Genomic DNA, 14,174 nt, shown 5'->3' with positions numbered 1-14,174 from the left:
CACCACCCCCCGGATCATCAACAACAGGAGGGGGAAGTCATGCCGGACCCGAAGGCCGGAGGCTCCATTGCGGAGCCGCGAAAACGGTAACGGGGGGGGCTCCCGGGCCGTGTGGTGCGGTCAGTCGTCGTCCGCGCGGTGCCTGCGCGGGCCGCCCACCTCCACCGCCGTGCAGCGCCAGCGCAGGTCCCGGCCCTGCTCCAGCCGGAAGGCCAGGGCCCGCAGCCGGTCCCCCGCGCCGATGCGGGCGAAGACCTCCAGGGCGCCGGGCCGGGGCTCGAAGTAGCCGATGTCGCGGACGACCGGGGAGGCGCCGCGCGTGCGCAGGGGACCGCGTTCGGCGAGGTGGGCCAAGTCGTCGTAGGCGTGCCCGACGGTGTGCCGGAGCATCGAGTGGACGGGGCGCCGCCCGCTGAGCACGCCGAGGAGGAGCTCGGCGAAGTGGTCCGTGGGGCGGAGTTGCGGAACGGGGCGGCGCGGGGCCTGGGCGGGGACGCGGGGCGCCCCGGCGGTCCGGGGGACCGAGGGTGCCTGAACCCCCGTTGTGCGGGCGATGACGGGGTACGCGGTGGGCGCCGGAGCGGAGACCGTCCCGGAGCCGGGAGCGGCGGCGGGGTCCGGCACCGGGCTCCCGGCCGGGGAGCCGGGCGCCACGACGGGCCCGGGCCTGGTCCCGGTCCCGGCCGTGGGCGGACGGGTGTCCGCCGGCCGCGTACGGGACCGCTGGGACCGGCCCGGAGACCCGGGAGGACGTCCACCGGGCGCGGCGGCACGCGCCCCGCGCGCCCCCGGCCTGCGGGGCGGCATACCGCCGGGCGCGCGGGGCGGTACGCCGCCGCCTGCGCCGGCCGGCGGGGAGGCGGGCCCGTCGGAGGCGACGACGGCGGAGGCGGCGCTCCGGGGCGGGCGGCCGGGCGGGACAGCGGGTGCGCCCCGCCCGGCGCCGTACGGCCTGCCGAGCCCGCGGGGCGGGGCCTCGGACGGTGTGACGCGGGAGGAGGTGGAGGCGGGCAGTGGGGGTCGGGTGAGTGGACCCGGGGCGGTGGTGCGGAGCTGGGTTCTGGTCATGACCTTGCGCATGGGATCCCCGTTCGGCGGCCCGGTTGATACCGAGCAGTAACTTAGCGGTCGAGGACCTTGTACGGGGCGAAGGGGCGGCACGGCAAGGACGTCGGAGTTCGGGTCGTGGGGGCAGGGAGGTTCACTCATCAGGGTGATTCGAGGGGTGGGAAGGCCGGACTTGAGCGGGCGGGAGGGGTGAATTCCGGGACCGAGGTAGACGCTTTCCAGGCCCCGGGTGGGGACTCGAAAGGGGACACGCGCACGTATCCTGAAGGCTCTCCCGCCGGGTCCACCGAGCGCCCCGGCGGCGTCCCCGACCACGAAAGCGGCAGACTCATGCGCGTCTACGTCCCCCTGACCCTGTCCGGCCTCGCCGAGGCGCACCGGGCGGGCGAGCTGGGGGCCGGACCGCTCGTCGCCTACGCCGTCACGCCGGCGCTGCGCGAGTGGTACCTGTCGGACGACATCGAGGAGCTGGAGTACGCCGCCCTGAACCGGGCCGCGGTGGCCTCGCTGCGCCTGCTCGCGGCCGATCCGGGCGCGGCGCGGCGCCGGGTCGTGGTCGCCGCCGACGTCCCCGACGGTGCCGCCGCGGCCGACCCGGACCGGGCCCTGGACCCGGCGGCGCTGGGCGAGGTCCGGGTCGCCGGGCCGCTGCCGCTGGCCGAGGCGGCCGCCGTGCACGTGGACTCCGCGGACGCCGAGGCGGACGTGAGCGCCGCGGCCGAGGCGCTCGCGGCGGCCGACGCCGGGGACGACGACGCGCAGTTCGTCGTGGACGGCGCGGAGGACCACGAGCTGCTCTGGTACGCGACGCAGGAGATCCCGAACCTGGTCTGACCAGGCCATTCATGCTGTGGTGTCCCGATTGTCAGTGGCGGCGGGTACGTTTTCGGGCATGGGGATGCAGACGGGCGCACACATCGTGTGGGACTGGAACGGCACGCTGTTCCACGACAACGAAGCGATCATCGGGGCGACGAACGCGGCGTTCGCCGAGCTGGGGCTGGCGCCCATCACACTGGAGCAGTACCGGGCGCTGTACTGCGTGCCGGTGCCGAAGTTCTACGAGCGGCTGATGGGCAGGCTGCCCACCGACGCCGAGTGGGAGGTCATGGACGCGGCCTTCCAGCGCCACTACAGCGCGCAGCGCGGCCGGTGCCGGCTCGCCGACGGGGCCACGGAGCTGCTCGCGGGGTGGCGCTCGGCCGGGCGCAGCCAGTCGATCCTCAGCATGTACGGCCACGACGAACTGGTGCCCCTGGTCAAGGCGCTCGGGATCGAGGCGCACTTCATACGCGTCGACGGGCGGACCGGGCCCTCCGGGGGCAGCAAGGCCGAGCACATGGTGCGGCACCTCGCACACCTGGCCCTGTCCGGCGTCGAGCCCGCCCGCACGGTGGTGATCGGGGACGCCGCGGACGACGCGGTGGCCGCGCGCCACGTGGGCGCGGGCGCGGTGCTGTACACCGGCGGGTCGCACAGCCGGGCCAGCCTCGAGGGGGTCGGGGTGCCGGTGGTGGACACGCTGGGGGAGGCCGTGGTGGTGGCGGAGGGGCTGGCGCGATGACGAGGGCGTCCCGTGGCTCGGACCAGTCCGTTACCCGCGCGTAGCTGTGCGGAACGTCCAAGTTGCGGGCCTGGTTTTGTACACATGCGGCTCATGACGGGCAGCCCTCGGGGAGCGATAGCCTTGTGGCGTGATCAGCGCGATAGCTCGCGGGGGCACTGGTGCCTCCGCCCTGCGCCCGGCACACACGGACGACATCCGTGTCCGGGCGGCGGTCGCTGATCCTCGCGGGCGGGACGGGGCGGCAGAACCCCCCGGCAGACCGCCGCAGACTCCCCGGACGGTGACGGCGAGAGCGAAGTCACACCCGGTGAGAACGGCGACATTGGCTGATATGCCCCCGCTCCTCTCGTCTTGCGGCATAGCGTCGAAGTGGACCGGACACCCCGTGTCCCGACGTCATGCCGGAAGGCAGGAGACCGTACTTCCTTCTACGTCACGCAACGGCGCGCGACAGGAGCCAGAGGACAATGCAGACCAAGCTGGACGAAGCCAAGGCCGAGCTGCTCGAAAGGGCTGCGCGGGTAGCTGAGAACAGCCCGGTCGGGGGCCACCTACCGACTGGGACGACGGGCGAGGGCACTCCGGGTACCCCGGGCACGCCGGACGCCCCGGACGGCGCCCCGGACTACGCGTCCGTGTTCGCGTTCCTCCAGCGCTACTACCGGCACACCGCCCCGGAGGACCTTGCCGACCGCGACCCGGTCGACATCTTCGGAGCCGCCGTCTCGCACTACCGGCTGGCGGAGAACCGCCCGCAGGGCACGGCCAACGTCCGGGTGCACACCCCGACGGTCGAGGAGAACGGCTGGACCTGCAGCCACTCCGTCGTCGAGGTGGTCACCGACGACATGCCCTTCCTCGTCGACTCCGTGACCAACGAGCTGACCCGCCAGGGCCGCGGCATCCACGTCGTCGTCCACCCGCAGATCGTGGTGCGGCGCGACGTCGCCGGCCGCCTCGTCGAGGTGCTCGCCGGCCCGCCCACCGCCGACCTGCCGCACGACGCGCACACCGAGTCCTGGATCCACGTCGAGATCGACCGCGAGACCGACCGCGGCGACCTCAAGCAGATCACCGCCGACCTGCTCCGCGTCCTCAACGACGTCCGCGAGACCGTCGAGGACTGGGGGAAGATGCGGGACGCGGCCGTCCGCATCGCCGACCGGCTCTCGGCCGAGACCACCCCCGAGGACCTCCCCGCGCGGGAGCTGGAGGAGGCCCGCGAGCTGCTGCGCTGGCTGGCCGACGACCACTTCACCTTCCTCGGCTACCGCGAGTACGAGCTGCGCGAGGACGACTCCCTCGCCGCCGTCGCCGGGACCGGCCTCGGCATCCTGCGCGCCGACCCGCACCACGCGACCGACGAGAGCCACCCCGTCAGTCCCTCCTTCGAGCGGCTGCCCGCCGACGCCCGGGCCAAGGCCCGCGAGCACCGGCTGCTGGTGCTGACCAAGGCCAACAGCCGGGCCACCGTGCACCGGCCCTCCTACCTCGACTACGTCGGAGTCAAGAAGTTCGACGAGAACGGCAACGTCGTCGGCGAGCGGCGCTTCCTCGGCCTGTTCTCCTCCGCCGCCTACACCGAGTCCGTGCGCCGGGTGCCGGTCGTGCGGCGCAAGGTGGAGGAGGTGCTCCAGCGCGCCGGGTTCTCGCCCAACAGCCACGACGGCCGGGACCTGCTGCAGATCCTGGAGACGTACCCGCGCGACGAGATGTTCCAGACCTCCGTCGAGGAACTGGAGCCGATCGTCACCTCCGTGCTCTACCTCCAGGAGCGGCGCCGCCTGCGCCTCTACCTGCGCCAGGACGAGTACGGCCGCTACTACTCGGCCCTCGTCTACCTCCCCCGCGACCGCTACACCACCGGCGTCCGGCTGCGGATCATCGATATCCTCAAGGAGGAGCTCGGCGGCACCAGCGTCGACTTCACGGCCTGGAACACCGAGTCCATCCTGTCCCGGCTGCACTTCGTGGTCCGCGTCCCGCAGGGCACCGAGCTGCCGCACCTGTCCGACGCCGACAGGGAGCGCGTCGAGGCCCGTCTCGTCGAGGCCGCCCGCTCCTGGGCCGACGGGTTCGGCGAGGCGCTCACCGCGGAGTTCGGGGAGGAGCGCGCCGCCGAGCTGCTGCGCCACTACGGGTCCGCCTTCCCCGAGGGGTACAAGGCCGACCACGGCCCGCGCTCCGCGGTCGCCGACCTCGGTCACCTGGAGCAGCTCGACGAGGAGAAGACCTTCGCGCTGAGCCTGTACGAGCCGGTCGGCGCCGCACCCGAGGAGCGGCGTTTCAAGATCTACCAGAAGGGCGGCTCGGTCTCCCTGTCCGCCGTGCTGCCGGTGCTCAGCCGGCTCGGCGTCGAGGTCACCGACGAACGGCCCTACGAGCTGCGCTGCGCGGACCGCACCACGGCCTGGATCTACGACTTCGGCCTGCGCATGCCCAAGGGCCCGGCCGGCGGCACCGAGTACCTCGGCGACGACGCCCGCGAGCGCGTCCAGGACGCCTTCGCCGCCACCTGGACCGGCAAGGCGGAGAACGACGGCTTCAACGCCCTCGTGCTCAGCGCCGGTCTGACCTGGCGCGAGGCGATGGTGCTGCGGGCGTACGCCAAGTACCTGCGGCAGGCCGGTTCGACGTTCAGCCAGGACTACATGGAGGACACCCTCCGCAACAACGTCCACACCACGCGCCTGCTCATCAACCTGTTCGAGGCGCGGATGGCGCCCGAGCGGCAGCGGGCCGGGCGGGAGATCGTCGACGCCCTGCTCGAGGAGATCGACGCCGCGCTCGACCAGGTCGCCAGCCTGGACGAGGACCGGATCCTGCGCTCCTTCCTCACCGTCATCAACGCGACGCTGCGGACGAACTTCTTCCAGGAGGCGAGCAGCGGCGGGCCGCACGACTACGTCTCCATGAAGTTCGACCCGCAGGCCATCCCGGACCTGCCCGCGCCGCGTCCGGCGTTCGAGATCTGGGTCTACTCGCCGCGCGTCGAGGGCGTCCACCTGCGCTTCGGCAAGGTCGCGCGCGGTGGTCTGCGCTGGTCGGACCGGCGCGAGGACTTCCGCACCGAGATCCTCGGCCTGGTCAAGGCGCAGATGGTGAAGAACACCGTCATCGTGCCGGTCGGCGCCAAGGGCGGCTTCGTCGCCAAGCAACTGCCCGACCCGAGCGTCGACCGCGACGCCTGGATGGCCGAGGGCATCGCCAGCTACAGGACGTTCATCTCGGCGCTGCTCGACATCACCGACAACATGGTGGCCGGCGAGGTCGTGCACCCCGAGGACGTCGTCCGGCACGACGAGGACGACACCTACCTGGTCGTCGCCGCCGACAAGGGCACCGCGAAGTTCTCCGACATCGCCAACGAGGTCGCCGAGTCGTACAACTTCTGGCTCGGTGACGCCTTCGCCTCCGGCGGCAGCGCGGGCTACGACCACAAGGGCATGGGCATCACCGCCCGCGGCGCCTGGGAGTCCGTCAAGCGGCACTTCCGGGAGCTGGGCGTGGACACCCAGACCCAGGACTTCACCGTCGTCGGCATCGGCGACATGTCCGGCGACGTCTTCGGCAACGGCATGCTGCTCAGCGAGCACATCCGCCTGGTCGCCGCCTTCGACCACCGGCACATCTTCATCGACCCGAACCCGGACGCGGCCACCTCGTACGCCGAGCGCCGCCGCCTGTTCGAGCTGCCGCGCTCCTCCTGGGCGGACTACAACACCGAGCTGCTCTCGGCGGGCGGCGGCGTCTTCCCGCGCTCGGCCAAGTCCATCCCGGTCAACGCCCACATCCGCGAGGCCCTCGGCATCGAGCCCGGCATCACCAAGATGACCCCGGCCGAGCTGATGAGGGCGGTCCTCAGCTCCCCGGTGGACCTGCTGTGGAACGGCGGCATCGGCACGTACGTCAAGGCGTCCACCGAGTCCAACGCCGACGTCGGCGACAAGGGCAACGACGCCATCCGCGTCGACGGCAAGGACCTGCGGGTGCAGGTCGTGGGCGAGGGCGGCAACCTGGGCCTGACCCAGCTCGGCCGGATCGAGTTCGCGCTGCAGGGCGGCCGGATCAACACCGACGCCATCGACAACAGCGCGGGCGTGGACACCTCCGACCACGAGGTGAACATCAAGATCCTGCTCAACGGTCTGGTCAAGGACGGCGACATGACCGTCAAGCAGCGCAACAAGCTGCTCGCCCAGATGACCGACGAGGTCGGCGCGCTGGTCCTGCGCAACAACTACGCGCAGAACACGGCGATCGCCAACGCGCTGGCCCAGTCCAAGGACATGCTCCACGCCCAGCAGCGCTTCATGCGCCACCTGGTCAGGGAGGGCCACCTCAACCGGGCCCTGGAGTTCCTGCCCACCGACCGCCAGATCCGCGAGCGGCTCAGCAGCGGGCACGGCCTGACCGGCCCGGAGACGGCCGTGCTGCTGGCGTACACGAAGATCACGGTCGCCGAGGAGCTGCTGCACACCTCGCTGCCCGACGACCCGTACCTCAAGGGTCTGCTGCACGCCTACTTCCCGACGGCGCTGCGCGAGCAGTTCGCCGAGCAGGTCGACGGCCACCCGCTGCGCCGTGAGATCACGACGACCGTCCTGGTCAACGACACGGTGAACACGGGCGGTACGACCTATCTGCACCGGATGCGCGAGGAGACCGGCGCGTCGCTCGAGGAGATCGTGCGGGCGCAGACGGTCGCCCGTGCGATCTTCCGCTCCTCCCCGGTGTGGGACGCGGTGGAGGCGCTGGACACCAAGGTGGACGCCGCCGTCCAGACCCGGATCCGGCTGCACTCCCGCCGTCTGGTCGAGCGCGGCACGCGCTGGCTGCTCAACAACCGGCCGCAGCCGCTGGAGCTGGCCGGGACGGTGGAGTTCTTCGCCGAGCGGGTCGAGCAGGTGTGGACGCAACTGCCGAAGCTGCTGCGCGGCGCGGACGCGGAGTGGTACCAGCACATCTACGACGAGCTGACCGGCGCCGGGGTGCCGGACGAGCCGGCCACGCGCGTGGCGGGGTTCTCCTCCGTCTTCGCGGCGCTGGACATCGTGTCGGTGGCCGACCGCATGGGCAAGGAGCCGCTGGACGTCGCCGAGGTGTACTACGACCTCGCCGACCGGCTCGGCGTCACCCAGCTCATGGACCGGATCAGTGACCTGCCGCGCAACGACCGCTGGCAGTCGATGGCCCGCGCGGCGATCCGCGAGGACCTGTACTCGGCGCACGCGTCGCTGACCGCGGAGGTCCTGGCGGTGGGCAACGGCACGTCCACGCCGGAGCAGCGGTTCAAGGCGTGGGAGGAGAAGAACGCGGCGATTCTCGGGCGGGCGCGGACGACGCTGGAGGAGATCCGGTCGTCGGACGAGTTCGATCTGTCGAATCTGTCGGTGGCCATGCGGACGATGCGGACGTTGCTGCGCACGCATTCGTAGGTGTGGTGCGGTGTCGAGCCGCGCGCTGTGAGGCGCCCCGGGCCGGTTCGGTCCGGGGCGCCTTCGCGCCTGCGGCGAGGTGGGGGGCCGGGGCGCGCAGCCCGGCGTGGCGGGGTGCGCAGCGCCCACCCGTGCCGCCCCGGCGGCACGACGGCCCGCGGCGGGAGTCAGCGGAGGACGTTGGCCACCAGGCGGGCTGCTCGTCGCGTGCGGGGAGTGGAGAGGCGGCGTGCGGCCGGGCGGAGTACCGCGGCCGTCGCGCCCACCGGCTGCCAGGTGATCTGCAGGCGCCCCGGGTTGTGCCCCTCCGGCCGGACGGTGACCCGGTGCGGGGTGAGGCCGGCGCGGTGGGGCACGCGGGCCGTGAGGGCCGGGAAGGTCAACGGCGCCAGGAGGATGCCCGTGTGGGTGCGGCCCCGGTGGCGCAGACGGAGGACGGGATGCCGGGTGCCCGCGAAGCCGTGCAGCGGGAGACGGGCCGCCGCCAGGTCCAGGCGGACGCGGCCCTCGAAGAGGCCGGGGCGGACGGGTGAGAGGCGGAAGGCGACCGTGAGGCGTCGGCGGCCGGGGGAGAGGTGGAGGACCGCGCGCTGGGGGCCGACCGGGAGGCGCAGGGCGGGGTCGTAGGTGCGCACGGTGAGGTCGACGCAGGCGCCGGGACCGCGCGTGATCTCCGTGATCTCGTGCCGGAGCAGGGCGGTGAAGAACGGGCGGGTGTCCAGTTCCAGGTCCGTCAGGTCCAGCTCGCGGCGGGCCTCGGCAGTCTCCGGGACGCCTTCGCCCCAGTACACGCGGCCGGATCGCGTGTCCGGCGTGATCCGGCGCGGTGCCACCTCGTGGCCCAGGCCCCGGGCCGCCGTGCGTACGTCGGACAGGCGCCGGTCGCGCAGCAGACGCAGGACGACCCGCTCGGCACGGGGCAGCCGGGCGTAGGCGCCCTCGGCGAGCGTGTCGAGGTAGGGGTTCATCAGGTCGGCGAAGGCGGCGAGCCAGGTGTCGTCCCGGTAGGGGAGGTCGCCGGCGTACATCCGGAAGTCGTGCTTGAGGAATTTGAAGTCCTTGTCCTCGCGCAGCCCCTCGTGCCCGCTCTCGGCCAGGAACGCGTCGATGAGGCGCTGGACGTGGACGCGGTCGCGGACGTTGGTGAGCTTGTGCCGCTGGTTGGAGATGGAGGCGGTGCCGGAGGACGCGTACGGGGCTATGTACCAGCGGTAGACCGGCTCGGGGACGACCGTGAACGTCTTGGCCAGGCAGTACGCCTGCGCGGAGAAGAGCTGGTCCTCGTAGTGGATGCCCTCGGGGAAGCGCAGGCCGTGCCGGTCGAGGAAGGCGCGGGCGTACATCTTGCTGGTGGACAGGTGCTCGAAGAACAGCCGCGGGTCGGCCTCGACGCCGTCCAGGGTGCGGCGCTCGGCGACCAGGTGCGGCATCCACGTGGTGCGGCGTCCGCCGTCCACGCGGACGCGGTGCACGGCGCCCATCGCGAAGTCGAGGTCGCGTTCGCGGTGGGCGGCGAGCAGGACCTCGACGGCGCGTTCGGGGAGTTCGTCGTCGCTGTCCAGGAACATCAGGTACGGCGCCCGGGCGATCTCCAGGGCGCGGTTGCGCGGGGCGCTGCACCCGCCGCTGTTCTCCGGCAGCCGGAGGTACACGATCCGCGGGTCCTGGGCGGCCAGTTCGCGGGCCACCTGCTCGGTGCCGTCGGTCGAGTGGTCGTCGCTGATGACGACCTCGATGTTCGCGTGGGTCTGGCGCAGCACGGACCGGACCGCGCGGGGCAGGCGTCCGGCGTCGTTGTAGACGATGACCGTCACGGTGACGTCCGGGGTCCCCGGGGGCAGGAGCGTGCTCGTGGGCGGAGGGCTCGGGATGGCTGTCCTCATGACGCGGTGGCCTCCTCGGGGTTCGGGGCCGGGACGCGCTCGTCGACCGGCACGACGGGGGGCAGCGTCCGCTCGTCCTCGCCGAGGAAGACGCGGCGGACGACGCGTTCGGCGGCGTGGCCGTCGTCGTACTCGCAGAAGCGGCGGCGGAAGGCGGCGCGTTGCTTGGCCGCGCGTTCGTCGTGCCAGGCGCCGGTGGTGAGGATCTCCGTCAGTTCGGCCTGGGTGCGGGCGACCGGTCCGGGGGCCTCGGCCATCAGGTCGAAGTAGACGCCGCGGGTGGTGCGGTAGGTCTCCCAGTCGTCGGCGTGGACGACGATCGGACGGTCGAGGTTGGCGTAGTCGAACATGATCGACGAGTAGTCGGTGACCAGCGCGTCGGCGGCCAGGCACAGGTCCTCGACGGGTTCGTAGGCGGAGACGTCGACGAGGCGGCCGGTGCGGCGCAAGCCTCCCAGGGGGGAGGCGGTGCTGTCGTAGAAGTAGTGGGCGCGCACCAGGAGGACCGTTTCCTCGCCGAGTGCCTCGGCGAGGGCCGCGAGGTCCAGGCGCGGGGTCCAGCCCGCCTCGTAGTCGCGGTGGGTGGGCGCGTAGAGGATCGCGCGGCGGCCGGGTGCGATGCCCAGGCGTGCGCGGACCGCGCGGACCTCGGCGGCACCGGCGGTGTAGTAGACGTCGTTGCGCGGGTAGCCGTGGTCCAGGGAGACGTGGTGGGACGGGTAGGCCCGCTGCCACATGCGGGTGGAGTGGCTGTTGGCGGAGACGCTGTAGTCCCACTTGTCGACCCGCTCCAGCAGGGCCTGGAAGTCCAGCCCGCGGGCGGCGGCGGGGTAGGGGAGCTGGTCCACGCCCATGCGCTTGAGCGGGGTGCCGTGGTGGGTCTGGAGATGGACGGTGCCGGGGCGTTTGACCACGGCGTCCGGGAAGTTGACGTTGTTGACGAGGTACTTGGCCCGGGCCAGCACCTCCCAGTAGCGGCGGGTGCCCGGCACGACGTGGTCGGTGCCGGGCGGCAGCAGCGCCGCGCCCTGCGCCGTGACCACCCACACCGGACGCACGCTCGGCGCGAGTTCCGCGAGCTTGGCGGCGATCGCGGCCGGATTGCAGGCCACCCCGCGGTTCCAGTACGCCGAGAAGACCGCGAGGTGCGGATCGACCGGGCGGGCCAGGGCACCGCGGTACTGGAGGGCGCGCAGCCGGGTGCCCGCCCGGTGCCTGCCGGTGCGCGCGGCCGAGCGCAGGCCGCGGCGGGCGTGGTTGGCGCTCTGGAGGGCGCGGTACTTGCCGTAGGCGTCCTCCTCCAGGAGCGAGCGGCGTACGCCCTGCAGGCCGGCGGGCCGCCCGTGGCCGTCGGGGCGGTGCCGCCGGGCGGTCACGGACGCCCGGTGGAAGAACTCCCGGGCCACGTCGTCGGGCATCCCGGCGCGGGTGAAGGCGCGCAGGCAGTCGCGGACCATCAGGTCGTACAGGACGCGGTGGACGGCGGGCCGCCCGGCGGTGAGGCCGAGGAGCGCCTCGTAGCGGTCGACCAGGGCGTACCGCTCGGCCGGCGTGGCGGGCGGAAGGCTCTCGGGGCGCAGCCGCCGGTCCTCGTACGCCGGGTGCGGCAGGCAGGCGACGCGCTCGGCGAGCAGCAGGGCGACGTACGCGGCGAACGGCTCGTCCTCGGTGGTCAGGAGGCGTTCGTGGGCCCGCCAGAACCCGGCGCGCACGACGCGGTTGCCCAGCAGCGGGGTGAGCCGGAGCAGCCCCGGCCGGTCGTCGAGGGCGAGGTCGTCCCCGTCGCGGCCCGCGCGGGCGAGGCGGGGTCCGTCGGGGGAGGGCAGGCCGGAGGCGCGCCAGGAGCTGCGGACGTGGTCGAGCAGCAGGACGTCCACCGGGGCGGCCAGGTGCGCGGTGTGCCGGGCCACGGCGGGCGGGGCGCCGGGCGGGACACCGTCCTTGGCGTGCACGAAGTGCAGCCACCGGCCCCGCGCCCTGGCGGCCCCGGCCGAGCGGGCCGCGGCGTCCCCGGCCCCGTCCGGGAGCGGCAGCACGGTGAAGGCGGGGGCGTGCCGCTCGGCGGTCTCCCGCGCCCAGTCCCCGACGGCGGCGACGATCACCTCGACGCCGGTGAGCGGATGGGCGTCGAGGGAGTCCAGGAGGGCGGGCAGGTGGTCCTGGACGTTGGGGCCGTGGACGACGACGCTGAGGCCGGGGGCCGTTTCGGGGAACGGGTCGGGGACCGTCTGGGGCATCGCGGGGACTCCTTCGCCTCGGCCTTCGCTTCGTCGCTCCCGGAGCACTCCTGTGGGTCGGTTTCTATTCGGTCATAGTGACATCAATCGGGCGAAAGGATGAATCGGGGGAGGGTGGGACGGGGCCTCCCGGGTGACGGGGTCGACGGGTTCGAGGGGCGGGAGCTTGAGGTGCGGCTGCGGACCGTGGTGCCGGCGCTGGTGGGCTCACACGCCCGCCGGGGCCTTCGGCGTGGGCGGGGGTGCGGACTTGGCCTGCGGCTTGGCGGCCGCCGCCCTGGGCGCCGGTGCCTTGGCCGGGCCGCCGGTGAACTTCTCGTACTCCTTCAGGACCTCGTCCGTCGGCCCGTCCATCCGCAGCTCCCCGCGCTCCAGCCACAGCACCCGGTCGCAGGTGTCGCGGATCGACTTGTTGCTGTGGCTGACCAGGAAGACCGTGCCGGCGTGCTTGCGCAGCTCCCGGATGCGCTCCTCGGACCGCTTCTGGAAGGAACGGTCGCCGGTGGCCAGCGCCTCGTCGACGAGGAGCACGTCGTGGTCCTTGGCGGCGGCGATGGAGAACCGCAGGCGGGCCGCCATGCCGGAGGAGTACGTGCGCATCGGCAGGGTGATGAAGTCGCCCTTGTCGTTGATCCCGGAGAAGTCGACGATCTCCTGGTACCGCTCCTTGATCTGCGCCCGGGACATGCCCATCGCCAGCCCGCCGAGGTAGACGTTGCGCTCGCCGGTGAGGTCGTTCATCAGGGCGGCGTTGACGCCGAGCAGGGAGGGCTGGCCGTCGGTGTAGATGCGGCCGTGCTCCACCGGGAGCAGGCCGGCGACGGCCTTGAGCAGCGTCGACTTGCCCGAGCCGTTGGTGCCGATGAGGCCGATGGCCTCGCCGCGGTACGCCACGAAGGACACGTTCTTCACGGCGTGCACCCGCCGCACGCCCGCCGCCTTCTCGGTCTTCTTGCGGCGCAGGATGCGGTTGAGGGCGGCGGTGGCGGAACCGCGTCCCGCGCCGGTGCCGTTGACGCGGTAGACGATGTCGACGCCGTCGGCGACGACGGTGGGTACGCGCTCGGCGGGGGTGTTGTCAGCCACGTCCGTACGTCTCCTCGGCCTTCCAGAAGTAGATGAAGCCGCCGATCCCGGCGACCAGTGCCCAGCCCAGGGCCAGCGCCCAGACGTGGGCCGGCAGCATGTCGCCGCCGAAGCTGTCGATCAGCGCGAAACGCATCAGGTCGATGTAGACGACGGCGGGGTTGACCTGGAGCAGCGGGCCGACCCAGGACGGCACCCCGCTGTCCGGGCCGGTCATGTGGTGGATGCTGAACATGACGCCCGAGGCGTACATCCAGGTGCGCAGCAGGAACGGCATGAGCTGGGCCATGTCGGGGATCTTCGAGCCCACCCGGGCCATGATCATCGCCAGTCCGGTGTTGAACACGAACTGCAGCGCCAGCGCCGGGAGTGCGAGCACCCAGGAGAGGCCGGGCGGCACGCCGAAGGCCAGCAGGATCACGACGAGGGCGCCCATCGAGAACAGCAACTGCTGGAGCTGCTGGAGGCAGAAGGACACCGGCAGCGCAGCCCGCGGGAAGTGCAGGGCGCGCACGAGCCCGAGGTTGCCGGAGATGGCCCGGGTGCCCGCCATGATCGAGCTCTGCGTGAACGTCCACACGAACACACCGGTGACCAGGAACGGGACGAAGTCCTCCACGCCGCGGCTGGTGTTCATCAGCAGGCCGAAGATGAAGTAGTACACCGCCGCGTTGAGCAGGGGCGTCATCACCTGCCAGACCTGGCCCAGCTTGGCCTGGCTGTACTGGGCGGTGAGCTTGGCGGTGGAGAAGGCGCCGATGAAGTGCCGGCGCGCCCAGAGCTGACGCACGTACTCGGGCAGGGACGGGCGGGCTCCGCTGACCGTCAGTCCGTGCCGGGTGGCGAGGGCCGCGAGGTCGTCCTGGGCGGGGTCGGGGGCGGGGGCGGCCTGGGC

The 14,174-nt window shown here is 72.7% G+C and carries 8 protein-coding genes; 3 read left to right on the top strand and 5 right to left on the bottom strand.

Annotated elements, in window-relative coordinates; translation table 11 throughout:
• Positions 1-120 precede the first annotated feature (120 nt).
• On the bottom strand, positions 121-624 hold the full coding sequence (locus tag IG88_RS44755; protein ID WP_234332465.1) for an Rv3235 family protein: 504 nt from the start codon (positions 622-624) through the stop codon (positions 121-123).
• 774 nt (positions 625-1,398) lie between these two features.
• Between IG88_RS44755 and IG88_RS0136620 the strand changes: the two genes are divergently transcribed.
• The 3 genes from IG88_RS0136620 to IG88_RS0136610 all read left to right on the top strand — a co-directional run bounded on the left by IG88_RS0136620 (position 1,399) and on the right by IG88_RS0136610 (position 8,073).
• Positions 1,399-1,902, top strand: coding sequence for a DUF6912 family protein (locus IG88_RS0136620; protein ID WP_031050850.1), 504 nt, complete (start codon positions 1,399-1,401; stop codon positions 1,900-1,902).
• A gap of 58 nt (positions 1,903-1,960) precedes the next feature.
• Positions 1,961-2,632: an HAD family hydrolase gene (locus tag IG88_RS0136615; protein WP_031050847.1), complete on the top strand. Its 672-nt coding sequence runs from the start codon at positions 1,961-1,963 to the stop codon at positions 2,630-2,632.
• Between the two features lie 470 nt (positions 2,633-3,102).
• Positions 3,103-8,073 carry an NAD-glutamate dehydrogenase gene (locus IG88_RS0136610; RefSeq protein ID WP_031050844.1) on the top strand — a complete coding sequence of 1,657 codons (4,971 nt, stop codon included), beginning with the start codon at positions 3,103-3,105 and terminating at the stop codon, positions 8,071-8,073.
• A 167-nt stretch (positions 8,074-8,240) separates the two neighbouring features.
• Here IG88_RS0136610 and IG88_RS0136605 read toward each other — a convergent pair whose 3' ends face one another.
• From IG88_RS0136605 to IG88_RS0136590, 4 genes are all read right to left on the bottom strand, one after another.
• Positions 8,241-9,956, bottom strand: a complete 1,716-nt coding sequence (locus IG88_RS0136605) for a glycosyltransferase family 2 protein (RefSeq protein ID WP_051852210.1) — start codon at positions 9,954-9,956, stop codon at positions 8,241-8,243.
• Positions 9,953-12,193 (bottom strand): CDP-glycerol glycerophosphotransferase family protein, encoded by a 2,241-nt coding sequence (locus IG88_RS0136600; RefSeq protein ID WP_031050837.1) that lies wholly within the window; start codon positions 12,191-12,193, stop codon positions 9,953-9,955. Before IG88_RS0136600 ends, IG88_RS0136605 begins: the two co-directional genes overlap by 4 nt.
• Before the next feature lie 207 nt (positions 12,194-12,400).
• Complete coding sequence (locus IG88_RS0136595; RefSeq protein WP_031050835.1) at positions 12,401-13,279, bottom strand: ABC transporter ATP-binding protein; 879 nt, start codon at positions 13,277-13,279, stop codon at positions 12,401-12,403.
• Positions 13,272-14,174 (bottom strand): ABC transporter permease (locus IG88_RS0136590; protein ID WP_031050834.1); only part of this gene is annotated, 903 nt, incomplete at its 5' end. The genes IG88_RS0136590 and IG88_RS0136595, both read right to left, overlap by 8 nt.

Source organism: Streptomyces sp. NRRL F-5650 (genome assembly GCF_000721365.1).
Taxonomy (GTDB): Bacteria; Actinomycetota; Actinomycetes; order Streptomycetales; family Streptomycetaceae; genus Streptomyces; species Streptomyces ardesiacus.
This window is presented reverse-complemented; position numbering and strand designations above follow the sequence as displayed.